General features: G+C 65.9%; 19 protein-coding genes and 1 pseudogene. 7 read left to right on the top strand and 13 right to left on the bottom strand.

Going from position 1 to position 26,171, the window contains the following annotated elements; all coding sequences use genetic code 11:
• Window positions 1–29: 29 nt before the first annotated feature.
• From BLIN9172_RS11270 to BLIN9172_RS11260, 3 genes are read right to left on the bottom strand one after another with little or no spacing between them, the layout of a single operon-like run.
• On the bottom strand, window positions 30–1,301 hold the full coding sequence (locus tag BLIN9172_RS11270; RefSeq protein WP_180956969.1) for a methyltransferase: 1,272 nt from the start codon (window positions 1,299–1,301) through the stop codon (window positions 30–32).
• A gap of 53 nt (window positions 1,302–1,354) precedes the next feature.
• The gene (locus BLIN9172_RS11265; protein ID WP_101555164.1) at window positions 1,355–2,545 is read right to left on the bottom strand and encodes an alkaline phosphatase family protein; all 1,191 of its coding nucleotides are present in this window, start codon (window positions 2,543–2,545) and stop codon (window positions 1,355–1,357) included.
• A complete protein-coding gene (locus BLIN9172_RS11260; RefSeq protein WP_101555183.1) occupies window positions 2,545–3,132 on the bottom strand; it encodes a DUF5998 family protein in 588 nt (195 codons plus the stop codon). The genes BLIN9172_RS11265 and BLIN9172_RS11260 overlap by 1 nt, the downstream gene beginning before the upstream one ends.
• An 80-nt stretch (window positions 3,133–3,212) precedes the next feature.
• Between BLIN9172_RS11260 and BLIN9172_RS11255 the strand changes: the two genes are divergently transcribed.
• The 3 genes from BLIN9172_RS11255 (at window position 3,213) to BLIN9172_RS11245 (ending at window position 9,609) form a co-directional block, all read left to right on the top strand.
• The gene (locus BLIN9172_RS11255; protein ID WP_101555163.1) at window positions 3,213–5,885 is read left to right on the top strand and encodes a bifunctional acetate--CoA ligase family protein/GNAT family N-acetyltransferase; all 2,673 of its coding nucleotides are present in this window, start codon (window positions 3,213–3,215) and stop codon (window positions 5,883–5,885) included.
• Between the two features lie 277 nt (window positions 5,886–6,162).
• Window positions 6,163–6,717 carry a TetR/AcrR family transcriptional regulator gene (locus tag BLIN9172_RS11250; RefSeq protein WP_101555162.1) on the top strand — a complete coding sequence of 185 codons (555 nt, stop codon included), beginning with the start codon at window positions 6,163–6,165 and terminating at the stop codon, window positions 6,715–6,717.
• A gap of 147 nt (window positions 6,718–6,864) precedes the next feature.
• Window positions 6,865–9,609 (top strand): DNA gyrase/topoisomerase IV subunit A, encoded by a 2,745-nt coding sequence (locus tag BLIN9172_RS11245; RefSeq protein ID WP_101555161.1) that lies wholly within the window; start codon window positions 6,865–6,867, stop codon window positions 9,607–9,609.
• A 6-nt stretch (window positions 9,610–9,615) separates the two neighbouring features.
• Here BLIN9172_RS11245 and BLIN9172_RS11240 read toward each other — a convergent pair whose 3' ends face one another.
• Both BLIN9172_RS11240 and BLIN9172_RS11235 read right to left on the bottom strand, forming a co-directional pair.
• Window positions 9,616–11,172, bottom strand: coding sequence for an adenylate/guanylate cyclase domain-containing protein (locus BLIN9172_RS11240; RefSeq protein WP_240812095.1), 1,557 nt, complete (start codon window positions 11,170–11,172; stop codon window positions 9,616–9,618).
• A complete protein-coding gene (locus tag BLIN9172_RS11235; protein WP_101555160.1) occupies window positions 11,172–12,044 on the bottom strand; it encodes a biotin--[acetyl-CoA-carboxylase] ligase in 873 nt (290 codons plus the stop codon). Before BLIN9172_RS11235 ends, BLIN9172_RS11240 begins: the two co-directional genes overlap by 1 nt.
• A gap of 67 nt (window positions 12,045–12,111) precedes the next feature.
• On the opposite strand from BLIN9172_RS11235, the gene BLIN9172_RS11230 reads away from it, so the two are divergent.
• A complete protein-coding gene (locus tag BLIN9172_RS11230; RefSeq protein WP_101555159.1) occupies window positions 12,112–13,692 on the top strand; it encodes an acyl-CoA carboxylase subunit beta in 1,581 nt (526 codons plus the stop codon).
• Window positions 13,689–14,063, top strand: coding sequence for a hypothetical protein (locus tag BLIN9172_RS11225; RefSeq protein WP_240812094.1), 375 nt, complete (start codon window positions 13,689–13,691; stop codon window positions 14,061–14,063). Before BLIN9172_RS11230 ends, BLIN9172_RS11225 begins: the two co-directional genes overlap by 4 nt.
• A 112-nt stretch (window positions 14,064–14,175) precedes the next feature.
• Here BLIN9172_RS11225 and BLIN9172_RS11220 read toward each other — a convergent pair whose 3' ends face one another.
• From BLIN9172_RS11220 to BLIN9172_RS11210, 3 genes are all read right to left on the bottom strand, one after another.
• Complete coding sequence (locus BLIN9172_RS11220; protein ID WP_101555158.1) at window positions 14,176–14,871, bottom strand: TetR/AcrR family transcriptional regulator; 696 nt, start codon at window positions 14,869–14,871, stop codon at window positions 14,176–14,178.
• Between the two features lie 60 nt (window positions 14,872–14,931).
• Window positions 14,932–15,729 (bottom strand): carbon-nitrogen hydrolase family protein, encoded by a 798-nt coding sequence (locus BLIN9172_RS11215; RefSeq protein ID WP_101555157.1) that lies wholly within the window; start codon window positions 15,727–15,729, stop codon window positions 14,932–14,934.
• A 132-nt stretch (window positions 15,730–15,861) separates the two neighbouring features.
• A complete protein-coding gene (locus BLIN9172_RS11210; RefSeq protein WP_101555156.1) occupies window positions 15,862–17,058 on the bottom strand; it encodes an MFS transporter in 1,197 nt (398 codons plus the stop codon).
• A 118-nt stretch (window positions 17,059–17,176) separates the two neighbouring features.
• On the opposite strand from BLIN9172_RS11210, the gene BLIN9172_RS11205 reads away from it, so the two are divergent.
• Both BLIN9172_RS11205 and BLIN9172_RS11200 read left to right on the top strand, forming a co-directional pair.
• A complete protein-coding gene (locus BLIN9172_RS11205) occupies window positions 17,177–18,850 on the top strand; it encodes a DUF885 domain-containing protein (protein ID WP_101555180.1) in 1,674 nt (557 codons plus the stop codon).
• A gap of 8 nt (window positions 18,851–18,858) precedes the next feature.
• Window positions 18,859–19,623: a GntR family transcriptional regulator gene (locus BLIN9172_RS11200; RefSeq protein ID WP_101555155.1), complete on the top strand. Its 765-nt coding sequence runs from the start codon at window positions 18,859–18,861 to the stop codon at window positions 19,621–19,623.
• On the opposite strand, the gene BLIN9172_RS11195 is transcribed toward BLIN9172_RS11200, so the two are convergent.
• The 5 genes and pseudogenes from BLIN9172_RS11195 to BLIN9172_RS11175 form a co-directional block, all read right to left on the bottom strand.
• The gene (locus BLIN9172_RS11195) at window positions 19,524–20,339 is read right to left on the bottom strand and encodes an aspartate/glutamate racemase family protein (protein WP_219618594.1); all 816 of its coding nucleotides are present in this window, start codon (window positions 20,337–20,339) and stop codon (window positions 19,524–19,526) included. The two genes, BLIN9172_RS11200 and BLIN9172_RS11195, sit on opposite strands and share 100 nt — an antisense overlap.
• A 13-nt stretch (window positions 20,340–20,352) precedes the next feature.
• Window positions 20,353–21,185, bottom strand: a pseudogene (locus BLIN9172_RS11190) (cytosine permease).
• 330 nt (window positions 21,186–21,515) lie between these two features.
• Complete coding sequence (locus tag BLIN9172_RS11185; protein WP_240812093.1) at window positions 21,516–23,006, bottom strand: MFS transporter; 1,491 nt, start codon at window positions 23,004–23,006, stop codon at window positions 21,516–21,518.
• 146 nt (window positions 23,007–23,152) lie between these two features.
• Entirely contained in the window at window positions 23,153–24,532 is a 1,380-nt protein-coding gene (locus BLIN9172_RS11180) for an LLM class flavin-dependent oxidoreductase (protein ID WP_101555154.1), read from the bottom strand.
• A gap of 59 nt (window positions 24,533–24,591) precedes the next feature.
• A complete protein-coding gene (locus tag BLIN9172_RS11175; RefSeq protein WP_101555153.1) occupies window positions 24,592–25,923 on the bottom strand; it encodes an MFS transporter in 1,332 nt (443 codons plus the stop codon).
• Between the last annotated feature and the right edge of the window lie 248 nt (window positions 25,924–26,171).

Below are 26,171 nucleotides of genomic sequence, written 5' to 3'. Positions count from 1 at the left end.
TATCGTGGATCGGCAGAGCGGTCGGCAGCTCATCTCAGTCCCAGTCGCCACAGTGAGGTCACTTCGGCGCTGCGGGCAGCGTGGAGCGCGTCGGCGGTATCAGCGGCGCGGGAATGGCGGGGCACCGTGTCGATGCGTTCGAGCACGCGCAGTCCTGCCGCCTCGATGCGTTCGCGGAGCTCACCTGAGGGCCTGAGGCCCAATCGTTCGGCGAGGTCGGAGATGATCAGCCATCCCTCCCCAGCCGGTGTGAGGTGGTCGGTCAGCCTCTCGATGAAGCGATGGAGGACAGCAGAGTCCGGATCGTAGATGCCGATCTCGAGTGCCGAGGTCGGCTGGGCCGGCAGCCACGGCGGATTGCACACGATGAGGTCGGCGCGACCAGGCGGAAACAGGTCGGCCTCGATCACGCTCACATCGGCACCCGGACAGAGACGGTCGAGGTTCTCACTGGCGCAGGCGACGGCGCGCGGGTTGATGTCGGTGGCCACCACTGTCGCAGCGCCGCGCCGCAGCAGGATCGCGGCGAGGACTCCGGTCCCCGTTCCGAGGTCGAATGCGGTGCCAGTCGGCTGCGCGGAATCCGTGCCGGGCGAAACCGAACCGGCCTGCCTTCCCCACGGCAGGGGCGTCTGCGCAACGAGATCGAGGTACTCTCCCCGCACAGGCGAGAAGACGCCGTAGCGCGGATGGACGGAATCGCCCAGAGCCGGGATCTCGACTCCTCGCAGCTGCCATTCATAAGCGCTGAGCACTCCGCCGAGTTCGGTGAGCGACACGCAGACCGGTCCGTCGGACGGGCCGTAGGCGGCGCGGCAGGCCGCGGCGACATCGGGGGCACGGCGCAGGGCGAGGTCGAAGTCCGAGCCGAGCTCGACGACGACTCTGCCGAGCAGCCGGGCCCGCTGCTCGATGGCGTCACGTTCCGCGAAGAATGACAGCGCGGCATCGAGAGCAGGGCCATCACTGTCCCCGGAGCTCACGAATTGGTCTCTGCCCCGCCTGTCGCGGGATCGACCCCGGCCGCCGCGACGGCCGCCGGAGCGTCGACCCCCTGTGGCTTCACGGTTTCCGCCTCGGTCGCCCCTGAGCCGACGGCTCATCGCCTGCACGAGTTGACGGCCATTGTGGAAGTCTCCGCGCCACAGCAGTCCCACTCCGGCGCGTGCCGATCGGCAGGCTTCGTCGGCGGTTGTCTCGTCTCCAATGATCTGCACAGTCGCGGGAGGCGGCGCCCCGTTCTCCGAATGCCAGTCGGCTGCGCGGCCGATGCCGTCCTCGGTCCAGCGGATCGTCGTCAACGGGTGCTCCCAGAAGGTCTGTGGTGAGTCATCTCGGCTGCAGTCGGCACCGCTCACACGACGAGCAGCGGGATCTGCAGCTCCTGCTCCGTGGTGGAGCCGTGGTGGCCGATGAGCGCCAGCGCCGAGGCGGATTCCACATCCGAATCGACCACGGCGAAGCCGTCGGTGCAGATGACGAGGAAGTCCCCGATCCGCGGATGGACGTGCGGGGCGACGGGCCCGAAGTACCCGCGGGCGATCGCCGCGGACTTCGACAGAATGAGCCCGCGGTCGCCGATCGTCTCCTGCCAGGCCGAGAGCATGTCCGCCTCGGCGCCGACAGCGGCGTAGAGGTGCAGTGCTCGCGGCTCTCCGCCGACGTGGCGCAGACCGGCCTTGAGCTCGGGAAGCTCGGCGAGGTCGAGACGACGTTCGTGGTCGACGTCGACCATTCCGTGGTCGGCGGTGATGAGCATGGTCGCGTCATGCGGCAGGTCGGAGGCGAGTCGGGACAGAGCGAGATCGACGCGTTCGAGCTCTTCGGTCCAGGCAGCGGAGTCCGCACCGTGCACATGCCCGGTCTTGTCGAGGTTGCCCCAGTAGAGGTAGACGAGGCGGCGACCGGGAGCCTTCGCCTCGGCCAGGGCCTGGGCGCAGCGTTCTTCCAGGGTCTTCGAGTCCCGGAATCGGCCGCCGCGCAGCGATGCCCGGTTGAGCCCGCGCCCGGCGAACTTCTTCTCGCCGAGGCTGACCACATCGATCCCGGTGTCCGTGAGGCGTTCGAAGAGCGTCGCATCGGGAACCCAGGCGACCGGGTCGACGTCGAGGTTCCACGTCAGCTGGTTGAACACTGCGTCCCTCTCCGGGTCGAGCACGCGGTAGCCGACCACTCCGTGTGCACCGGGCAGGCGGCCCGTGGCCAGAGATGACAGGGAGTTCGCCGTCGTCGACGGGAACCCGGCGGACAGTCTCCGGCGTGCCCCGGCCTGTGACCGGAAGAAGGGAGTGTATCCGCTGTAGCGGCGCAGCTGCTGCTCGCCGAGACCGTCGATGAGCACGACGATCGTCGCCCGGGATTCCCGGTCGAGCCCGAGTGCACGGGCACGATCGGACATCGGCCCGTCGAGGGCCTCGGCCGCACCGAGTCCCAGCGCCGCAGCGGGGACGACATCGGAGAGCATCGGTCCGGCATAGTCCGGAGGCCCCAAGGGCTCAGCACCGGTTCGGGACGGCAGTCCGTGCCGCTTCGAGTCCTCGCTCATCAGCGACGCGACCGCAGCCGGGCGTGGAAGACCGCGGCACGCAGCTTCCCGGCGAAGTCGGTCATGCGGTCGACGGCGGCCTGCCCCTCGGCTTCGGCCGAGACCCGGAGCATGACATCCTCGGCGAAGATCGATCCGCCGTATCCGTGATCGCCCACGCAGTTGGGATCTCCGCAGGTCTCGGGGAACGCCTCGATGCGCTTCGACGCGCCCCAGGACATCGTCAGCGAGACCTCGACTGGCTTGTCACCGGGTTCGAAGGCGGCGGGATCGGCGAAGGTGCGGCCGACCATCACGGTGCCGAGGCGATCGAGTTCGATGTCCTCGCTGCTCGTGACCGCGCGCGGCTTGGAACCGGGTTCCGCGTTCGGATCGTCATCGACATGGGCCAACAGCAGTCGGGTCTCGGTGAGCACGAAGGCGGTGACATGCCGGTGGATGGATTCGATGTCGACATGGGTGTCGATGTGGACGAAGTGAGCCAACACCGGTTCGTCGTAGAGAGAGTCGGCGAGTATGCCTTGAGTGAGCTGCGGGTAGTAGCCGGCCGACTGCAGATCGTGAACGAGAACCTCGGGTAATGCCATGCCCACCATTGTGCCCCACTCCCCTGACACATCCCAGCGAGGACCGCCATAACCGGGCGTCCGACGCATATGCTGGAACCATGGAAGACTATCCTGCCGGGTGGGAAGCCGATGTCGTCCTCCGTGACGGCGGCACCGCCCATCTGCGTCCGATCACCCCCGACGATGCCGCTGCCCTGGCCCGCATGCACGAGGCCCAGTCACCGGAATCCGTCTATCTGCGCTTCTTCGCTCCGCTGCCCCGGCTGCCGCAGCGCGATCTCGATCGCTTCGTCAACGTCGACCACCGCGACCGGGTGGCGCTGATCATGCTCATCGGCGATGACATCATCGGCGTCGGTCGCTTCGACCGGATCAGCGACACCGACGCCGAGGTGGCGTTCAACATCGCTGATGCCCACCAGGGCCGCGGGATCGGTTCGATCCTGCTGGAGCACTTGGCCGCGGCCGCGCGCGAATCCGGGATCCAGCGCTTCACCGCCGAGGTGCTGCCCCAGAACCGTTCGATGCTGCAGGTCTTCCAGGCTGCCGGCTACGAAGTCTCCCGCGGATTCGACGACGGCGTCGTGGCCGTAAACTTCGATATCGATCCCACGGCACGGTCCATCGAAGTGCAGGCGTCTCGGGAGCACAGGGCCGAGGCCCTGAGCGTGCGCACGGTCCTCCACCCCACCTCGGTGGCGGTGATCGGCGCCAGCCGCAAACGCAACTCCACCGGCCATCTGCTCATCCGCAACATCACGGCCGCGAAGTTCACCGGCGACCTGTGGGTCGTCCACCCCGAAGCCGATCAGATCGCCGGAGTCCAGGCGTATCCGAGCCTCGACGCGCTGCCGGGCAAGGCCGACCTCGCGGTCATCGCCGTGCCCGCCGAATCCGTCACCGAGGTGGTCAAGGACTGTGCCGTGCACGGGGTCAAAGCCGTGCTCGTCATCTCCTCCGGATTCGCCGAGACCGGTCCCGAAGGGGCCGAACTCCAGCGCCGCATGGTCGCAACCTCCCGCGCCTACGGAATGCGCGTGGTCGGGCCGAACTCCTTCGGACTGGTCAACGAGGCCGCCGACATCTCGCTCAACGCCTCTCTGGCCCCATTCCTCCCGGCTTCCGGAACGCTCGGGCTCTTCAGTCAGTCCGGGGCGCTGGGCACCGCCCTGCTCGCGGCAGCGAAGACCCGCGGACTGGGCATCTCCACCTTCGTCTCCGCAGGCAACCGCGCCGACCTCTCGGGCAACGACCTCCTCCAGTACTGGGAGGAGGATCCGGCCACGCAGACCGTCGGCCTCTACCTCGAATCCATCGGCAACCCGCGCAAGTTCTCGCGCATCGCCCGTCGAGTCTCCCGCGTCAAACCCGTCGTCGTCATCAAGTCCGACCTCACGGGGCGGGAGCTGCCGCCCGGGCATATCGTGCGCACCTCGTCCCTGGCGCCGAACACCCTCGACCAGGTGCTCGAGCAGGCGGGAGTGATCCGCGCGGATACGATCCACCAGCTCTTCGACCTCACCCAGGTGTTCTCGACCCAGAAGCTGCCGGCGGGCCGCCGGGTCGGTGTCATCGGCAACTCCGCGGCGATGAGCACCCTGATCATGCAGCGCGCCCGTTCCGAAGGTCTGCGCGTCGACACCGAGCCCGTGTCCCTGCACCCCGAGGTCGATGCGGAGACCTTCCGGACCGAACTCGATGCGATGTATGCCCGCGACGACGTCGACTCGATCATCGTCACCTTCACCCCGTCGGCGGGAGCCGAGGAGTCGGAGATCGCCGCGCTGCTGTCCGAGGCCGCCGCACAGTCGGAGAAGACCACTGTGGCCTGCTTCCTCGGCATTCAAGGTGTCCGCGACGAACTGACCAGCTACCTCAAGGACCAGGACGGCAACCGCGTCTCCCGCACGGTGCCCAGCTACATCGGCCCGGAGGATGCCGTGTGGGCGCTGGCCAGGGCGACAGACTACTCGCGTTGGCGCGCCGCCGACCACGGTCGGTACGTCGAACTCGACGACATCGACGACAAAGCGGTGCGTTCGATCATCGATTCGGCTCTCGACGGGGCGCCGCTGGGCACACCGGTTCGCCTCGAACGCGATGCAACGAGAGAACTGCTCCGCGCCTACGGGATCGAGGTCCTGCCTTATATCACTGCTTCCTCGGTCGACGAGGGGCTCGCCGCCGCCGAGAAGATCGGCTATCCCGTGGCGCTGAAGGCGGTGACGAACGTGCTCCGGCACCGCATGGAGCTCGGCGGGGTGCGCCTGAACATCGATTCGCCCGAAGAACTGGCCGAGGACTTCGCTGCCGTGCAGCGGATCATCACCCAGGTGATCGGCGACGACGAGCCCCTCGTCGACGTTCAGGCCATGGCCCCCCACGGTGTCCCGTGTGTCATCCGCGCCGGCGAGGACCCCCTCCTCGGACCGCTGCTGTCCTTCTCTCTGGCCGGGGACACGACCGAGCTGCTCGGCGACGTCTCGCACCGGGTCGCGCCGCTGACGGATCGGGAGGCCGACGACATGATCCGCACGGTCAAGGCCTCCCCGCGACTGTTCGGCTACCGTGGTCTTCCGCCGATGAACATCGACCCGCTCATCGACGTCCTCGAAAGGCTCTCGGTGCTCGTCGAACGTCATCCGCAGATCCTCGAACTCGTCATCCATCCGATGATCGCTACGGAGACCGAGGGGCATGTGCTCAGCGCCCGTGTCGATCTGCTGCCCGACCCCACCCGCATCGACGGCACCCGCCGACTGCTGAGCTGAGACGGGGCGGAGCAGACACCCGCCCAGCTGAATGGAGAATCCACGCCCGCCGCAGGACGCCTTCGACTTTCGGTGTCCCAGCGCCATATTGGCGCGTCTTATACCAATTCGCAGACTTGACGGGTAGTGTCTGTATCCGTTCACCACGAAATGTTATGAATTCGTGTTTTAATGAGTGGCCGCTCCAGTGGCCATTGTCTGTGGCCAGTCACTGGTCATCCACCGTCCCAGGCGTCCGCGGTCAGCGGGTGTCCCACGAGAGCGAGGCCTCACAGTCATGATTTCGCGCAGAGACGTCGTCACCGACTCCGCGATCGCCGTAGTCGCCGAACAAGGAGTCCGCGGACTCACACACAGGGCGGTCGACGCCCTGGCCGAACTGCCGGTGGGGTCGACTTCGAATGTCTACCGCACCCGCGATGCCCTGATCACCGGAATCATGGAGCGCATCGGAGAACTGAACTCCCAGCAGCTCGAACGCCTGCCGGAACTCGTGGCTGCCCCGGGCGCCGATGCCATCGAAGTTGCCATCGACTTCTGCATGAACTGGCTGACCACCGACCGCAACCGGTTCTACACCATGATGATGCTCAGCTTGGATCCCGCGCTTCCACCCGAGGCAGTGATCGCCAAGGAGAAGAACCTCCGCGCGATCAGGGAATTCATTATGCGGTTCGCCGGCATCGACGCCGAATACGCCCAGCGGGTCAACAGCTCGGTCGCGGGCATGATGGTCAGCGAACTCGTCGCCGGCACCGCGGATCGTTCGCATGTCGAGGCGTACCTCAAGGAGTTCTTCCAGTGGCTGCGCGGCAGCCGCGACAGTGCCTGAGCTCCGACACGGACCCTCCGGGATCGCTCGATTGAGCGGGAGTTCGCAAATCGAACGCTAGAATCGACGGGTGCCCTCCCCCGCTGAGGTCCGGCTTCGGCGCGGGCGGGTGTTCGAATCGAACAGTTCGTGCGTCAAAGGAGTTCCATGCCCGAAGGCAGAGTCATCGAAGTCGACGTCTCCTCAGAGATGGAGAGCTCGTACCTCGAGTATGCGTATTCGGTCATCTACTCCCGTGCTCTGCCCGATGCCCGAGACGGTCTCAAACCCGTCCAGCGTCGAATCGTCTACCAGATGGGCGATATGGGGCTGCGGCCGGACCGCGGACATGTGAAGTCCTCCCGCATCGTCGGCGATGTCATGGGCAAGCTCCACCCGCACGGCGATTCGGCGATCTACGACGCTCTGGTGCGACTGAGCCAGGACTTCATCATGCGTGTGCCGCTCGTCGACGGCCACGGCAACTTCGGTTCCCTCGACGACGGTCCCGCTGCCCCGCGCTATACGGAGGCCCGGCTGACGACGGCGTCGATGCACATGATCGCCGGACTCGACGAAGATGTCGTCGACTTCGTGCCGAACTACGACAACACGCTGACCCAGCCGGAGGTTCTGCCCAGCGCCTTCCCGAACCTGCTCATCAACGGCGCCTCGGGCATCGCTGTGGGCATGGCCACGAACATGGCCCCGCACAACCCCGGGGAAGTCATCGCCGCCTGCGCCCACCTCATCCGCAATCCCGACGCCGGGCTCTCGGAGCTCATGCGCTTCATCCCCGGCCCGGACCTGCCCACCGGCGGACGGATCATCGGTCTCGACGGAGTGCGCGAGGCCTATGAGACCGGGCGCGGCACGTTCCGCACCCGCGCCACCGTCTCCATCGAGAACATCAGTGCCCGCCGCAAGGGCATCGTCGTCACCGAACTGCCGTATCTCGTGGGACCGGAGAAGGTCGTGTCGAAGGTCAAGGACGCGGTCGGGGCGAAGAAGCTGACCGGAATCGCCTCGATCGACGACTATTCGGACCGCAAGAACGGACTGCGGCTGGTCATCGGCATCAAGAACGGCTTCAACCCCGAGGCGGTGCTCGCCGAGCTCTACCGGCAGACTCCGCTCGAGGAGTCCTTCGGCATCAACAACGTCTGCCTCGTCGAGGGTCAGCCCTCGACCCTGGGACTGCGCGATCTGCTCATGGTCTACCTCTCCCACCGCATCGACGTGGTGCGCAGGCGCACGGTCTTCCAGCTGCGCAAGGCCAAGGATCGACTCCACCTCGTCGAGGGTCTGCTCATTGCGATCCTCGACATCGATGAGGTCATCCAGCTCATCCGCTCCTCGGATGATGCGGCCACGGCGCGCACCCGCCTCATGAACGTCTTCGAGCTCTCCGAGCTGCAGGCGACGTACATCCTCGATCTGCAGCTGCGTCGGCTCACGAAGTTCTCCCGTCTCGAACTCGAGGCCGAACGTGACGAGCTGAAGAAGAGAATCGACTACCTCGAATCGCTGCTGGCCGATGAGGCGAAGCTGCGTGAGCTCGTCGCCGCCGAGCTCGAGTCCACCGCCGAGATCATCGGCTCGCCTCGCCGCACCGTCCTCATCGAGGGGTCGATGAAGGAGCTGACCGCCAAGGGCAAGAAGGCTCCGACGAACCTCAAGATCGCCGATTCCCCCTGCCGGGTGCTGCTGTCGACCTCCGGACGCATTGCGCGGACCTCGGATGCCGCTCCGCTGGCACGCGAGGGTCGACGCTCCAGCCATGATGCGCTGGTCTCCGAGATCGTCACCACCACCCAGGGCAAGGTCGGTGCCATCACCACCACCGGTCGCCTGCACATGGTCGATGTCGTCGATCTGCCGGCCCTGCCGCCGGCCGCGGCACGGCCCAATGTCGCCGGCGGAGTGAAGATCGCCGAGTACGCGGCGCTGGAGAAGAACGAGAAGATCATCGGCCTGATCGACCTCGACCGCGAATTCGTGCTCGGCACCGCCGAGGGCGTCGTCAAGAGGGTGTCGGTGGCCGGTCGGCCGAACAAGAACGAGTGGGAGACCATCACGCTCAAGGGCAAGGACTCGGTCGTCGGAGTCGCTCAGCCCGAGGACATCGACGATTCCCTGGCCGTGTTCGTGACCTCGAATGCTCAGCTGCTCGCCTTCGATGCCTCCGGCCTGCGTGCGCAGGGCTGGAACGCCTCCGGTGTGGCCGGGATCAAGGTGGCCGCCGAGGCGAAGGTGATCTTCTTCGGAATGACCCCGAAAGCGGCGAAGTCCGACGAGGACGGTGCCGCGGATGCCGAACTCGGCAGTTTCGCCGTCGTCACGATCGCCAGCGGTGAGAATTTCTACGGCGCGCCGTCGTCCTCGATCAAGGTCAGCGAATTCTCAGAGTTCCCGACCAAGGGCCGAGCCACCTCCGGGGTGCGTGCCCACAAGTTCCTCAAGGGCGAGACCGAGCTGTCGCTGGCCTGGGTCGGCGACTCTCCCCAAGCCGCGGCCACCGCCGGCGGTGCACGCACGCTTCCGGCAGAACTGTCTCGTCGCGACGGAACGGGATCGCCGCTGGAGTCGAAGATCGATGTCATCGGCACCCTGCCCCGCCTCGGCGGCGCAGAAGCCCACGACCATTCTCCGAACGCCGACGATGACGCCTCCGCCGAGGCGACCGCAGAGGCCGCTTCCGGAACCGGCCACAAGGCGGCGACGTCAGGCGGAAAGCGATCGACCGGCAAGGGTCAGCGTGGTCAGCAGGGACTGGCCACGAGCCTCGATGAACTCGACCTCGACCTCGATGAGGCCAAGGATGAGATCGCCCGGTCGAAATTCGACACCGACGGCGCCGTGATCGTCTCCCACGACGATGACGACGGAGACGACGACTCCGCCCTGTTCTGAGTTCTCTCAGCTCTCGGGTTCGTCGTCGAGGTCGAGGCGCATCTGAGCTGCGGTGCCGCGCTTCATCTCACCGATGGCGGTCTCACCGAGTCCGTGCAGCGAAATCGAATCCCGCGGTTCGAAGACGTAGTCGTCCGAGGCCGAGAGCACCCTTGCGGTCTCCTCGTCGGTGAAGATCGTCCCGGGATCGGCCACGGCCGTCAGACGCGCGGCGAGGTTGACGCTGGACCCGAAGATATCGCCGAGGCGGGAGAGCACCCTGCCCCAGACGAAGCCGACGCGGGCCTGCGGCAGATCCTCGGCGGCGGTGACACGTTCCATCAGCGTCATGGCGATCTCGGCGCCGGCCAGCGGGGTCGACGCGGCGAAGAACACTTCATCGCCGACGGTCTTGATGACCCGTCCGCCGCCGGTGGCGACGATGTTGTAGGCCATGCCCTGGAACTCCTGGACCATGTCCGCCAACTGGCGCGGCTCCATCTTCTGCGACAGACGGGTGAAGGAGACGAGGTCGATGAATCCGACGGCGCGAGCCAACGGCATCGACGAGTCATACCAGCCCTGTCTGTTGTCCATGGCCAGTCCGTCGGAGACATTGACGTTGAGACGGCCCATGACGTCGGCGAGATTGCGCCGCCAGGAGTAGGTGAGCATCTTCTGCAGCGGGTCGATCATCTCCTCGACGACCGCCAGGGCGTCCCGTCTCGCTTCCGGGTCGGTCAGCCCCTTCTCCTCGGTGAGGAACTCGACGAGGGTCTCCATCTGCCAGACGACGAGGCGGTCCGTCGTCTGTCCGATGGCCCGGGCCAGGGACAGTGCGGTGGTCTGGTCGATGAGACCGTCGGCGACGGGTTTGGCCCAGATCCGCAGGGCATGCGCATCGCTGACGGTGTAGGCCTTGTCCGTCGGCTTCGCCTGGGACATGCCGAGTGCCCGCCACATCTTCCGGGCCGAGACCGTGGAGATCCCACCGAGTTTCGCGGCCTCCCGTCGGTCGAGGACGCGTTTGCCGTCGAGCAGGATCTCTTCGAGCCGTTCGGCCGCGGTCCTGGTCTCATAGATCGTGTCGTCGAAATCGGGACCGTCATCATCGACTGCATCGTCGGGGTCGTCGATGATCGGCAGCGCTGTGGTGCGCGGATCCTCACGCAGTCCGCTGAAGAAATCCTCATCGACGTCGATGCCGGGTTCCGCGTCGGCGGAACCCGTGTCGGCGGGAGCCGCATCGGCGGACGCCGGGTCCGGATCGGCCGTGACCTCGTCGGCGAGCTCAGCCCCGACCTCACCCGCCTGCGGAGCGGAGCCTGTCAGACCGCCGACAGGTTCGTCGTCGGCGACGTCGTCCAACAGGGCGTCCGCGCTCGACTCGTCGTCCTCGCCGGTGAGGGCATCCGCGGATCGGTCGTCCGCCTCGGTGCGGGCTGGGGATTCGCGCTCCGGCTGTGCCGCATCGTCAGACAGCTGGCCGTCCGTGGAGGCGCCTTCGCCGTCGGCGACCTCAGCGCTGCCCAGCTGGTCGGGTTCGACGATGTCGAAACCGGCGGTGAAGTCCGAAACCGCCATCAGCGATCGCTCCTTCCCGGAGCTGTCGGGGACGCTGCGGGACGCAGATGATGGACGTCTCCGGCGCTTAAGCACACACGATCGTCGATGATGAGGTCGGCACCGGAGTCCAGCCCCGTGGCGATGCCGATGATGTCGGAGCCGTCGGGCTTCTCCACGCGGACCTTCGAACCGAGCGTCACCATATGATCACGCACTCTCCGCGCTGTGCGGCTGTCGCGGAAATCCTCATCTCCAAAGTCGATCAGCTCTCTGTAGCAGGGGATCAATGTGCTCAGAATTGAGACTAGCAACGCTTCATGATCAATTTCTGAACCGTCGACTCCGGTTTCGATCGCCAGAGAGCTCGCGTCCTCCCGCGGCAGATCCGCCGGCTCCGAACGGGTATTCAGCCCCATGCCCAAGACGATCTGGGCACCGCCGGCCAGGGGTTCGACACGTGCGAGGATTCCGCACAGCTTCCTGCCGTCGGCGGTGAGCACGTCATTGGGCCATTTGATCGCGGCGGGCACCCCCGCCTCGGTGACGGCGGAGTGCACGGCCTCACCGGCGATGAGCGGGATCCATCCCCACTGGGAGAATTCGGCCGGTGGAGTGAGGAGTATCGACCATGTCAGGGACCGGCGGGCGGGCACCGTCCAGGTCCGGCCCAGACGGCCGTGTCCGGCGTTCTGAAAATCTGTGCCGCGGATGGTGAACTCGGCCGCCGGCGACTTCGTGCCGGCTGCTTCCCGAACCACTCGCGCAAGTTCGTCATTCGTCGAAGCGCAGGTATCGTCCCAGATCAGCGGTGGGAGCGAGAGACCACGATCCGCAGCGGTGCGGCGCACTGAGTCGACGTCGACGAGAAGAGAAGTGTGTTGGCTGTTCACCAGTCCACTCTAGATTCTTTTGGTGAGAGTGCACAATGAAGTCTCACGTCATCGTTATTGTGGAGACATGACGGATACTCCACGGACCACAGCCGAGCGCATCGACGCTTTCACCCAGCGCAGGGAAGCCGCCCACACGGGCAATCAGCGCTCGGTGGACAATCAGCACAAGCGCGGCAAGCAGACCGCCCGTGAACGCATTGCGGATCTCCTCGATGCCGACTCCTTCCAGGAGATCGACGAATTCGCCCGCCACCACAATCACCAGTTCGGGATGCAGGACAACCGCCCCGACGGTGACGGAGTCGTCTGTGGTCTGGGCACGATCGAAGGCAAGACCGTCGCGGTCTTCGCCCACGACTTCACCGTCCTCGGCGGGTCGCTGGCCGAGGCGAACGGACGCAAGATCGTCAAGGTCCAAAAGCTCGCACTCAAGCTCGGCTGCCCGATCATCGGCATCAACGACTCCGGCGGCGCCCGGATCCAGGAAGGCGTCGGGTCGATTGCGCTCTTCGCCGAGATCTTCCGCCTCAACGTCGCTTCCTCGGGTGTGATCCCGCAGATCTCGCTGATCATGGGTCCCTCCGCCGGCGGAGCCGTGTACTCCCCCGCACTGACCGATGTCACGATCATGGTCGACCAGATCAGCCACATGTACATCACCGGTCCCGACGTCATCAAAACCGTGACCGGCGAATCGGTCGGCCATGAGGAGCTCGGCGGCGGACGGACGAACAACACCGTGTCCGGAAACGCCCACTACCTGGCCTCCGATGAGGATGACGCGCTCAACTATGTCCGCGATCTGCTCTCGTTCCTGCCGCAGAACAACCTCGATCCGGCCGATTCCGACGAGTTCGTCTCCGACCTGTCGCTGACACCCGAGGACGAGGCGCTGGATACGCTCATGCCGGATTCGCCCTCGCAGCCCTACGACATCCTCGACGTCGTCACCACGATCCTCGACGACGGCGAATTCCTGCAGGTCTCGGAGCTCTTCGCCCCGAACGTCGTCACCGGCTTCGGCCGCGTCGAGGGCGTCAGCGTCGGCATCATCGCCAACCAGCCCATGCAGCTGGCCGGCACCCTCGACATCGATGCCTCGGAGAAGGCCGCCCGCTTCGTGCGCCTCTGCGATGCCTTCAATCTGCCGATCCTCACCTTCGTCGATGTGCCCGGGTTCCTGCCCGGCACCGATCAGGAGTACGGCGGCATCATCCGCCGCGGTGCGAAGCTCATCTACGCCTATGGCGAGGCCACGGTTCCGCTCGTCACCCTCATCACCCGCAAGGCCTACGGGGGTGCGTACTGCGTGATGGGGTCGAAGCAGCTCGGTGCCGATATCAACCTCGCCTGGCCGAGCGCGCAGATCGCGGTCATGGGTGCTCAGGGTGCGGCGAACATCGTCTACCGACGCAAGCTCAAGGCCGTCGAAGAGGCCGGTGAGGATGTCGAAGCGGCACGTGCCGAACTCATTCAGGACTACGAGGATGCGCTGCTCAACCCGTATCTGGCCGCCGAGGAGGGCTATATCGACGCCGTCATCAGGCCGAGCGAGACCCGCAGCCGGATCGTCCGTTCCCTGCGTGCGCTGAAGAACAAGCACGTCGACGCTCCCGCGCGCAAGCACGGTAACATCCCCCTATGAGCGATGATCTGCAGACCGGCGCCGAGGCGAACCTGCCCGGCGAAGTCGACTCCTCGGTGACCGTGCCCGGTGAGGATTCCGTCGCCGAGGCGGCCTCGACCTCGGACGAGGCGCTGCGGCTGCCCTCGGTGGAAGGACGGTCACAGGTGCGCGCCGATGACGGCGAACCGATCAGTGACGAGATGGCCAGTGCGGCGGCTGTGGCTGCGGTCGTCGCGATCCGTCAGGTGGCGATCGCCTACGCCGCTCAGCAGGCCAGCGCGGAGGCCGAGTCCGAGACCCGCAAAGGCGATCGGGCCGGTTTCCGGGCACCGCGCCGCAATGTGCGCAGGCGTCTCCCCCAGACCTGGGACCAGCACCTGGGCCGCTGAAGCCCCGCCGCCGACCACCGTCGGACTCCCGTACCGGGGTCGGACTCGCGTGCCGACTGTCGCCGCAAGTGGCAGCGGCGACCGACGGCCTCAGTTCCAGTCGGCTGCCTCCCTAAACGGCTTCTTCGCGGAAGAGTGAGCGCAGTTCGTCGAAGAGTCTGTCGATCACGGGGCCCGGATCGCCGTCGACCCGCCGCATCCGGGTGAACGTCGCCTTGAGCGCCATCATCGCCAAGGCGGCGACGGCCTCGGCTCGCGGAGAGACTTCGATATCGTCGTCGACGCCGTCACCGGTTTGAGCCCCCATGACATCCACCGGCGCCGAGGAGGTCCCGTCGAGCCGGCGTTGGATGATCTGTCGGAAGAGCCGTTCGTTGTTGCCCATCCGCGACATCTGCAGCGGAATCAGCGACGGGTCCTGTTTGAGCATGAGATGGTACTGATGCATGTCGTCGCGCTTTTCCATCCGGGTGGCGACGATGAACGCGAGCAGATGTTCGAGGTCGGCGACGAGGCGACCATGGGGTCCCCCGGCCTCGAACTCCTCGATGGCCGGTTGGTCCTCTTCGTCGAAGACGGTGTCCGCACGACCGAGCAGCGCTTCTTCCTTCGATGAGTAGTAGTTGAAGAACGTTCGCCGCGAGACTCCGCAGCGCTCACAGATGTCTTCGACGGTGACGTTGTGGTAGCCCTTCTCCAGGGCGAGGTCGATGGCTGCACGGCGCAGTGCCTGCCCGCGCTCGCGCTTCTTGCGTTCGCGCAGACCCTCGACCGGCGGCGACGCTTGGACCTCTGAACCAGAACTCATGAGAACAGTATTGCAGTCGGCGCATTTTCACCGGAAATGCGTCGGCCGCACGATTCGCAGTCAGTACCCGAGTCTGGCGTTCGTGAGCACCGGAACCGTCTCTGCCGCGGTGTCGGCCGCACTGAGATCGACGTCGACGATCTCGAGCCGTTCGGCGCCGTCGAGTGAGTTGAGCACCTTACCCAGGGGGTCGGAGACCAGACTGTGGCCGACTCCGGTCGGCCCTTTCTTCGGCACCGGGACCCCGGTGACTTCGGGGTCGGCTTGGCCGAGTGCGGCGATGAACATGTTCGAATCCAGGGCCCGGGCCCGGGCGAGGATCTCCCACTGTTCGGCCTTGCGCGGTCCTGCACCCCAGGAGGCGGCGACGACGGTCAGGCGTGCGCCGCGACGGCTGAGTTCGGCGAAGAGCTTCGGGAAGCGGATGTCGTAGCACAGCGCCAGGCCGATGTCCTCGCCGTCGACGGTGAAGAGCACCGGCTCCTCCCCCGCCGCGACGGTGTCGGATTCCTTGAAGCCGAAGGCATCGTAGAGGTGGATCTTCGCATAGTCGCTGCGCCGGCCGTCAGGGGAATAGACGGCGAGCAGGTTGATGACCTTGTCTTCCGTGGCCGCGAATTCGCCGACGACGACGGTGATCCCGGTCTCGACGGCGAGCTCACTCAGCACCTGTCTCCACGACTCGGTGTGCTCCTCGGCGATGGCGCGCAGTCCGGATCCGAAGGCCGACATCGTCGCTTCTGGGAAGACGACGAACCGGGCTCCCGTCGCAGCCGCCTGACGGGCATGGGAACGGACCTTCTCGAGGTTGTCGGCCACCTCGGTGGTGGTGTTGATCTGAGCGAGCGCGAACTTCATCCTCATCCTCCCGGGGCGGCAGACTTTGGGGACTCAAGCCTATCGCGACCACCCCTCCCCGTTGCTACCTGACGGCGGCTCAGCAACCTGGCGCGAGGTTGCTGGGCCGCCGTCAGGTAGCAATAAGGGGTGTCAGGTGAGGTATTCGCGGCCGGGGCGACCGCCTCGGCGACGTCCGTGCACCCACACGTACACGCCGATGGCGACCACGACGAGTCCGGCGCAGACCAGGAACATGCCGTTTCCACCGGTGAACGGGTAGAGGAAGCCGAGGACGACGGGGCCGATGCCGGACCCCGCGTCGAGGAGCAGGAAGAACGACGCGGTGGCGACGGGGACGCGGTTCATCGGCACGGATTTGACGGTGATGGCCTGCATGCATGGCATCAGGGAGCCGAAGCCGAGACCGATGAGCACTCCGGCCAGGACGATGCCCGTCATCGTCGGCCACAGCGCCAGCAGGACGTTGCCGGCGATATCGGCGATGAAGACGGGGAAGATCACCGCATTGTCTCCGAGCGTGTCCTGCAGCCGGCCGACGAACAGGCGGGCGAACAGCGACGCCACGGCGAAGGCCACGAAGAACAGGGACGCGGCCGAGGCGACGCCGTGTTCGGCCGCATATCCGGCGAGGAACACCAGCGCCGCGGCGTAGGCGGTGCCCGCCAGAAGCATGACCGAGCCGATCCGCAGTCCGTCCCGGTCGACGAGGGTGCCGAGCTTGAGATGCCATTTCGTCCGCCGCTGGTAGTCGCTGATCTCCTGCACCGGAAGCCGAATGAGGAGACAGCAGATGAGGGCGAGGACGGACATGAACGCCGAGGCGACGAAGAGCATGACGAAGTCGAACTCACGGGGCAGGATGACCCCCAGGTACGGTCCGAGCGCCGTCGACAGGGTCGTCGCCGTGCCGAAGTATCCGGTGCCCTCGCCTCGGCGAGAGGCGGGGATGATGCTCTGGATCGCCGTCATGATCGCCGTGTTCCCGGCACCGAAGGCGATTCCGTGGACGATGCGCAGCGTCAGCAGCAGAGTGAGGTCGCCGGCGAAGATATAGGCCAGTGAGGCGAGCACGGAGACCGCCATGGTGATGATGAGCAGCTTGCGGCGACCGATGAAGTCGAGGTACTTGCCCGTCAGCACGCGAGCGATCACGGCACCGACGACGAACGATGAGGAGGCGAAGCCGGCAGCGGCCTCACCGGCGGAGAACCGTGCCACCGCGTACCCGGCCATCGATGTCATGAGCAGGTAGAAGACCATCGACATCGTCAGGTTGAGCCCGATTCCGACGATGAAGTCCTTCGTCCACAGCTTCGCTCGTGCCACGGGAATTCGGTCTCTCTTTCTGCTGTCGGCGGGGAACAGTGACACATTAGCGGGTTCCCCGCGATTGCGCGGTCCGGTCCACCGCGGATGTGACTCAGCTCGCGATAGGGTGGTCATCATGACTGAGAAGAGAACCCCCTCCGCCGTCGATGCGGTCGCCGAAGACTACGTCGATGACATGCTCGCCCTCTCCCCCTCGCTCGCCCTCTACCTCGGACTCGACGGTGCGCAGGGCTTCGACGACTTCTCTCCGGCCGGGCTCTCCGCGGTCAACGAGGTCACCGTCCGGACCCTGGCCCGCCTCGATGAGGTTGAGGCCGGCTCCGACCTCGACGATGTCGACCTCGTGACCATCGACGCGATGCGTGATCGTCTCGGCGTCGATCGGGACTATTTCGCCGCCGGGATCAAGCACGCCAGCCTCAATGTCATCGAATCCCCGCTGCAGCAGGTCCGTGACTCCTTCGACCTCATGCCCACGGAGACCACGGCCGATTGGGAGACGATCTCGACCACTCTGGCCGCTGTGCCCGGCTCGCTGGCCGGCTACCAGGAATCCCTGGCGATGGCGCGCGACAACGGCCGCGTCGCTGCCCGCATCCAGGTCGAGAAGGTCATCGAACAGGCCCGTGCCCTGGCCGAGCCCGGCAGCAACTTCGATCGTCTCGTCGCCGGAGCCGAGGTTCCCGACGCTCTGCGTTCGGATCTCGACACCCACGCCGAGGCGGCCCGCAAGTCCGCCGCGGGACTGGCCGATTTCCTCGGCGAAGAGGTGCTGCCTGCCGCCGGCGAGGACGAAGCGTGCGGTCGCGACGCCTATGCGCTCTACTCCCGGGACTTCCTCGGTGCGCAGGTGGACTTCGACGAAACCTATGCCTGGGGTCTCGGCGAACTCGAGCGCATCGATGCCGAGCAGCGCGAGGTGGCTGCGACGATCATGCCCGGCGCCGATCCGTTCGAGGTCATGGACGCGCTGAACAACGATCCGCAGCGGACCCTGAACGGCGCCGAGGCGCTGCGGACCTGGATGCAGGACGTGGCCGATGAGGCCATCCGCGAACTCGGCAAGTCCCATTTCGATATTCCCGAACCCGTGCGCACGATCGAGTGCATGATCGCGCCCTCGGCCACCGGCGGCATCTACTACACGGGCCCGACCGACGACTTCTCCCGCCCCGGCCGCATGTGGTGGTCGGTGCCCGAAGGCGTCACCGAATTCGCCACCTGGCAGGAGAAGACCACCGTCTACCACGAGGGTGTGCCCGGCCACCATCTGCAAGTCGGCCAGGCCACCTACGTCTCCGACACACTCAACCGCTGGCGCCGCCTCATGTGCTGGGTGTCCGGCCACGGTGAGGGGTGGGCACTGTACGCGGAGAAACTCATGGCCGATCTCGGATTCCTCGACGACCCCGGCGATTATCTGGGCATGCTCGATTCGCAGCGGCTGCGTGCCGCTCGCGTGGTCCTCGACATCGGCTTCCACTTGCGTCTTCAGGCACCTGAGAGCCTCGGCGGAGGAATCTGGAACCGGGAGAAAGCCTGGCAGTTCCTCACCGACAATGTGGCCATGGATCGATCGTTCCTGGCCTTCGAGCTCGACCGCTACCTCGGCTGGCCCGGACAGGCACCGAGCTACAAGATCGGTCAGCGGCTGTGGGAGCAGTACCGTGACGAGGCGAAGTCTGCGGCAGGATCCGACTTCGATCTCAAGGACTTCCACACTCGGGCATTGGGACTCGGCTCGGTCGGGCTCGATACTCTGGGCCGCGCCATGAAGCGCTCACGGTGAGGGACCGGATGAAGTCTGCTGAGAGTCCCCAGTCGGAGACCGTTCGAGTCACGGAGGCGTTGCGCAATGAGATCATCGAAGGCCATCGTCGACCGGGTTCGCGTCTGGTCGAACGCAACCTCGCCACCGAGCTCGGCGTCTCCAGGGTGCCCATCCGCGAGGCGCTGAAGAAGCTGGCCTCGGAAGGGCTGGTGACGAACCGTCCGAACACCTGGTCGACGGTCAGGGAGTTCTCCCCCAGCGACATCGCCGACCTCAACGAGGTGCGCACGGTCTTCGACGTCCTCTCCTTCGAACTCGCCGCTCAGCGCCATACCAGGGAGGGGCTGGCCCGGTTGGAGGCCACGATGCTCAAGGGCCGGGAGCTCGCCGACGCCGGGGACGTCGCCGGTGCCCATCGCTGTGCCGCGGAGTTCCACGCCATCGTCACCGAGCTCTCGGGCAATGAACTCCTCGGTGAGATCGGTGCCCTGCTGGATTCGCGGATGCGGTGGCAGCTGAGCCAACATGATGACCTTGCCGTCGTCGCCACCGAGCATGCCGAACTCTTCGACGCCATCGCCCGCCGGGATCAGGCGCTGGCCGGGTCACTGGCCGGCCGCCACCTGGGGACGAGCCAGGAGCAGCACGACAAGCATTCGAAGCGGTTGGCCCGATCCGGTCCCCTCGAGGGTCAAGCCGATCCTGCCGCCGGCGAAGATCCTGCCGCCGATCCCGCCGCCGGAGATCCCACTGAGGATTCGGCCACTGGAGATTCGGCCGGCGCCGACTGACCGAACGGCCAGCCGCTGAGCTTCTTCTCCCGGGCAGGAGCAAAGGTGCGCACCTTCGACGTGCTCAGCCCCAGTCCGACGAGAGATTCGGCCAGGCGCACAGCGGCCGTGACTCCGTCGACGACGGGCACGGCACTGCGCTGCGTGATCGTCTCGCCGAGCTCCGCCATTCCCCCGCAGCCGAGCACGATGACTTCGGCACGGTCACGGTCGACCGCCTCGGCGGCCTGATCGGCGATCGCCTCGATCGCGGCCTGCGGGTTCTCCTCGAGCTCGAGCACGGCCATCCCCGATGCCCGCACGGACACGCAGTCGGCGTCGAAGCCGGCCAACAGCAGTCGGTCCTCGATGAGCGGAACGGTCCGATCGAGCGTGGTGACGACCGAGAAGCGACGCCCGAGGAACATCGCCAGGGCCGCCCCCGCCTCGGTGATGTCGATGACCGGCACGTCCAGCAGCTCCTGCAGGCCTTCGCGGCCGTGCTCGCCGTACCCGGCTTGGATCACGGCATCGAACTCGCCGGGGTATTTCAGAACCGCATCCATGACGCCGAGGGCTGCAAGATGGCTTTCGACGTTGCCTTCACAGGATTCGGCGCCGAAGTCGGGAGTCAGACCGATGATCTCGGTTCCCGCCGAGGCGGCCTGCCGTGCCGCGCGGGCGATGCCTTCGGTCATCGACTCGGTCGTGTTGACGTTGACGACGAGGATTCTCATAGGTCGGCTCCGATCAGTGGTGGGTCGGGACGGCGATCTCCTCACCGTCGACCTCACGGAAGGTGAAGTCGCGGCGGGCGATGACGAAGTAGATGAGCGCGGCAATCGCGGCACCGGAGAACCAGGAGAACTCGGAGAAGCCGGCGAATGCAGGCACAAGAGCGAAGACCAGCGAGATCGCCGAGGCGGGGATGAAGGCTCCGATGGCTCGCCAGTTGACGCCGCGGTGGTAGAAGTATTCGCCGTCTCCGGCCTCGGTGTAGAGCTGGGGCACATTGACCTTCGTTCTGCGCACCACCCAGTAATCGACCATGATCACGCCGAAGAGGGGTCCGAGCAGGGCGCCGAGTCCGCCGAGGAAGTAGACGATGACCACCGGTGAGTCGTACAGGTTCCACGGCAGGATGACGAAGCCGATGACGGCGGAGATGAGAACCAGGCGATGGCGACGATGCCCCTCACCGAGGCGGCCAGTTGGGCCCCATGGATGCCGAAGGAGATCCGGCTCATCACCGGATAGGGCACTCCCGTCTTGTATCCCATGAAACCGGAGAGGGTGAGCAGGAAGAACAGCAGAGCGGCACCGACGAGGAGCGCCACGAGGATCTGCCAGGCTCCGAGGCCGAGAGCGAAGAGTCCCAGTGCGAACCCGTAGTTGCCCAGGGAGTGGACATCGTTGGCCCACAGGGTGAAGACGCTGTAGGCCGTCCAGCTGCGCCCCTTCTTACGGGACGGGGCGAGGTCCGCATTGTAGAAGCGCGGACTGATGCGGTGAGCCGCCAGCTGATCGGGGCTGGGCCCCAGGCGGGTGGGCACGGGTGCCTCCGCCGACTCGGTCTTCCTCATGCAGTCCACTCCTTGGATCCGATCAATGCCCAACTGGGATACCAAAAAAGTAAACACAGCACTGCGGCACGGCCATCTGACGAATTCAGAGTAACCCAGCTCACATCCCGGTGGCAATGAATCGCGCCGGGAGATTTCGCCTAGCCCCTCTATTCGCGCCGATCGGCCACGACCGCCTGGACGGGGACGCGATCGCACCACAGCCGATATGCCACTTCGTGTAATGGCATACCATTCATGCTCTGTTTGGCCGTTTCCCCTGGTCTTGGGCGTTTCAGCCGGTCGTCGGCGACAGACACAGTGGTGAGGCGAGAACACTCAGCGAGACTCTCAGCTCTCGTGTTCGACGTCCTTGGCGGTCGGGTCCCAGGCGACGATGCCGACGGCGATCGCGCCGGCCAGCGGTGCGCAGGCGACGATCCAGAACACTCCGGTGCCCAGGGACGCCGCGAGGATCGGGAACATGATGAGCGAGACGATCGAGAACGCGCGCAGGACAGACTGGTTGAATCCGATGCCGATTCCGCGCAGCCGCGTCGGATAGGACAGGGTCGCATAGTTCATGAGGTTCGCTCCCGGCCCGCCGGCCTGAGCGAAGACGAAGGCCGCGAGCATGGCCACGGCGACGAGGACGAGAGCCCCGTTCGGGATGCCCACCAGGGCCAGCGTTCCCAGAGCCAGAGCCTGGATGACGAATCCGATGAGGGTGATCTTCCGGGTGCCGAAGCGGTTGACGATGCTCATGCCCAACAGGCCGCCGATCGTTCCGAAGCCCAGGTTGATGACCAGTGAGGCGATGATCGTGACCAGCGGGGTCTGGTGGAAGAGCGTGGTGATGATGAGCGGGGTGCCGTAGGCGACGGCGTTGTAGCCGAAGGTCGAGAACACGGAGACGCAGAGCGCGACGATCGTGCGCACCCGGTAGCGCGGGGAGAAGAGTTCGGCGAAGCCGGCCCACCGTCCGCCCTTGACCGGGGCGGACGAAGCGTTCGGGGCCTTGCGGGCGTCGGCGGGAGCGAGTTCGACGTTGAGGTTGTGGTGGCTGCGCATGACTTCGACGGCGCCTCGCAGGTCGCCCTGGTTGGCCAGCCATTCGGGTGATTCGGCAAGGTAGCGGCGGCGGACGAGGAGGACGATGAGGGCCGGCACAGCACCGAAGCCGACGACGATGCGCCACAGGATCGCATGCTGGTCATACGGCAGGGTGATGAAGATGATGAGCACGATGACGTAGCCCATACCAGTGGCGAAGTACCAGGCCGGCGACCAGGCGTTGACACGCTGTGAGCGATTGCCTCTGCCTTTGAGCTTCGAGAATTCGGCGAGGAACGCCATCGCCACCGGCAGATCGAGTCCGACGCCGATGCCCATGACGAAGCGGAAGACGATGAGGACCCATTCGTTCGGTGCCATGGCACAGCCGATGGCGGCGACGACGAAGAAGACCATATCGGCCATGAAGAGCCTGTAGCGCCCGAACCGATCGACGAGGTATCCGCCGAAGAGTGCGCCGATGACGGCTCCGACCATGATCGCGGCGTTGACGAGTCCGGTCATGAAGCCGTTCAGGCCGAACTGCTCCTGGATGGCGGTGATGCCGAAGGCCAGAGAGGAGAAGTCGTAGGCATCCATGAAGATCCCGCCGAGAGCGAGAATGATCACGGCCGTCGTCTTCGTCCCCTGGGAGCCGAATTCGGCGAGGATCGAGTGGATATCGGCTGCGGAGGAGACGATGCGCGGAGTCGGCATCGCCGCCTGCCCGTCACGAGTGGATGCGGATGGTGTCTGTGCCGCATTCGCGGCGGGATCTGTCGAAGTCACAGTCGATAAGTATCCGACTCCCGCGGCTGATCGCCGGCGCCCGTTGTCATACTTCGTCACCGACTGAGTCCTCGGTCACCGGACCGACGAACGGCCGCAGACCAGAATGGTCCACGGCCGTTCCCGGTGAGTCAGTTCGTGTTCGATCACACGCGAGCACCCTCGCCGAGGCGGTACCTGGCACCCGTGTGGTCCTCGGCCAGACGGGGTCCGCCTCCGGTGAGCTGTTCGCGCACGGTGGCACCGGCGACCGGTTCGGGCAGGAGTCCGCGGCGGCGCAGCTCCGGCGAGACGTACTTCGTGAAGCGTTCGGCATCGGCCGGGCGCACGGCCGCGGCGATGTTGAATCCGTCGATATCTGCTTCATCCATCCACCGCTGGAATTCGACGACGATGGTCTCCGGCGATCCGGTGATGACCGGCCCGCGTCCGCCGAGGGCGACGAACTCCGCGAGGTCCCGGATCGTCCACGGCTTGCCCCCGGCCATGGTGGTGAAGGAGGCGAGTGCGGACTGGTTGGCGTTGGTCGACACGTATTCGAGAGTGTCATCGGGTGAGGCCCCGGACAGGTCGACGCCGGTCCATCCGCCGAACAGGGAGAGTGCGGATTCGGTGTCGACGTAGCGACGATAGTCGGCAAGTCGCGCCTCGGCGGCGTCGTCCGTGTTGTCGACGATGACGGTGGCCAGCGCGAAGATCTTCACAGCGTCGCGGGCGCGTCCGCGCTCTTCGAGTCCGTCGCGGACCTTGTCGACCCAGCTGCGCAGGATCTCCGGTGTCGGCCCGGAGAAGAAGATCGCCTCGGCGTGGTCGAGGGCGAATTCCTGTCCGCGCTTGGATGCGCCGGCCTGGAAGAGCAGTGGGGTGCCCTGCGGTCCGGGGACGGCGAGCGCCTGACCGGGAACGGTGAAGAACTTGCCATCGTGGTCGATGTCGCGCACCTCATTCGGGTCGACGAAGACGTTGGCGTCGGCATCGGCTTTGAGCGCGTCCGGGGTGATCGAGCCCTCGAACAGCTTGTACATGACCTCCATGAACTCGTCGGCCCGGTCGTAGCGCTCATCGTGCGGGATCTGGCCCTTGAGCCCGAGGTTGCGGGCGGCGGAGTCGACATAGCTGGTGACGATGTTCCAGGCGACTCGACCGTTGGTGAAGTGGTCGAGGGTGGTCAGGGTGCGGGCGAGCAGGTAGGGCTTCTCGTAGGTCACCGAGGCGGTCACGCCGAATCCCAGCGTCTTCGTGGCCGCGGCCATGGCCGGGACTGCGACGAGGGGGTCGAGCAGCGGGAGCTGCACTCCCCCGCGGTTCGTGACGTCGGCGTTGCCGCCGTACACGTCGTAGACGCCGAGGATGTCGGCGAGGAAGAGCGAGGAGAATCCTCCGTCTTCGAGGGTCTTGGCCAGGTCGGTCCAGAAGGACAGCTGAGTGAACTCGTCGACCCGTGATTCCGGGTGGCGCCACAGTCCGGGCGACTGATGGACCGGGGTCATCATGTCGAAGGCGTTGAGCAGGATCGGTTTCGTCATGGGTGTCTCCTAATCGTGGTGGTGCGATGAGCGTGGGGCCGACGAAGCGGCGGGCGCGTTCAGTCCGCGGTGCGTGCGAGCTCTCGGGCAGGGTCCTTTGCGCCGATGGCGGCGATGAGCGAGAGGACGCACAGCAGGGTGAGGTAACCGCAGATGAGCCAGGGCGAGTGCCCTCCGGCGACGTAGAGCAGGGCTGCAACCATCGGCATGATTCCGCCGCCGATGACGGTGCCCAGCTGGTAGCCCATATTCACGCCCGAGTAGCGGACCTCGATGGGGAACTGTTCGGCGAACCACGCGGCCTGCGGGCCGTAGATCGCATCGTGGGCGAGGTTCATGCCGAGGATGACGATGATGGGCAGGAATGCCAAGGGGCCCGAGTCGAGGAAGGCGAGGAAGATCCAGCCGAAGACGGCGACGCCGATGATGCCGCCGATGCTCACGCGTTTGCGACCGACCTTGTCCGAGACCCACCCCCAGAGAGGCCCGGTGAACAGTCCGATCGCCGAGGCGATCATGACGGCCGTGACACCCGAGGTCGAGTCGCCGCGGTTCTCCGACAGGTAGCTGAGCATGTAGACGGTGATGAGGTAGAAGACGCTGTTCTGCGCCAGGCGGAGTCCGATGGTGGCGAGGAGGACCCGTGGGTGTTTGGTCAGCACGTCGCGCAGCGGCGCCTTGGCGACATCGCCGGAGGCTTTGAGCTCCTGGAATTCCGGAGCATCGGAGACGCCGAGGCGGATCCAGAGTCCCAGCGCGACGAGCAGAGCGGAGGCGAGGAAGGGGATGCGCCAGCCGAAGGCTTCGAACTGTTCGTCGGTGAGCAGGCTCTGGACGGCGAAGAAGGCGCCGGTGGCCAAGAGCATTCCCGCAGCCGAGCCGATCTGGGTGAAGGAGCCGAACAGTCCGCGCTTGCTCGCCGGTGCGTGTTCGACCGAGAGCAGTGCCGAGCCGCCCCATTCCGCTCCGGCCGAGAGTCCCTGCACGATGCGCAGGACGACGAGGGCAGCAGCTGCCCACCAGCCGATCGCACTGAAGTTCGGGACGAGTCCGATGAGCGTCGACGCGATTCCCATGGACAGCAGGGAGACGACGAGAAGAGCCTTTCTGCCCACCCGGTCGCCGAGATGGCCGGCGATGATGCCGCCCAGTGGTCGGGCGAAGAAGCCGACGGCGAGGCTGGCGAAGGCGGCGAGACTGCTGCCCAGCTCACTGTGGCTGGGGAAGAACTGGACATTGAAGATCAGGGCCGCGGCGGTGCCGTAGAGGTAGAAGTCGTACCACTCGATCGTCGTTCCGGCGAAGGCCGAAGCCAGCACCCGCTTCTTCCCCGACAAGAGCCGCTGCGGTGGGTCCTGGGTTCTCGGTGCGGTGACCGACGTCTGCGTCATGTGATGCTCCTCTGCGGCGGGGTTCGGTCGGCTCGCTGCCAGGCGAGTCCGTGTTTCGCTGAGCAATCTATGCCCGGACCTCGCAGGCACCTGCACTTTAGTGTCACGTCCCGACGCTCAGCTTCATATGTGGTCATAAGTCGTCTTCGTATGACCTTGGCCACGATGGAAACGGTTCCGATTTGCAATGATCGACTTCATAGGCACTCGCAGACGACCTCGTCGACCTTGTCTGCTCAACAGATCAG

Source organism: Brevibacterium linens ATCC 9172, from assembly GCF_900169165.1.
GTDB lineage: Bacteria > Actinomycetota > Actinomycetes > Actinomycetales > Brevibacteriaceae > Brevibacterium > Brevibacterium linens.
This window is presented reverse-complemented; position numbering and strand designations above follow the sequence as displayed.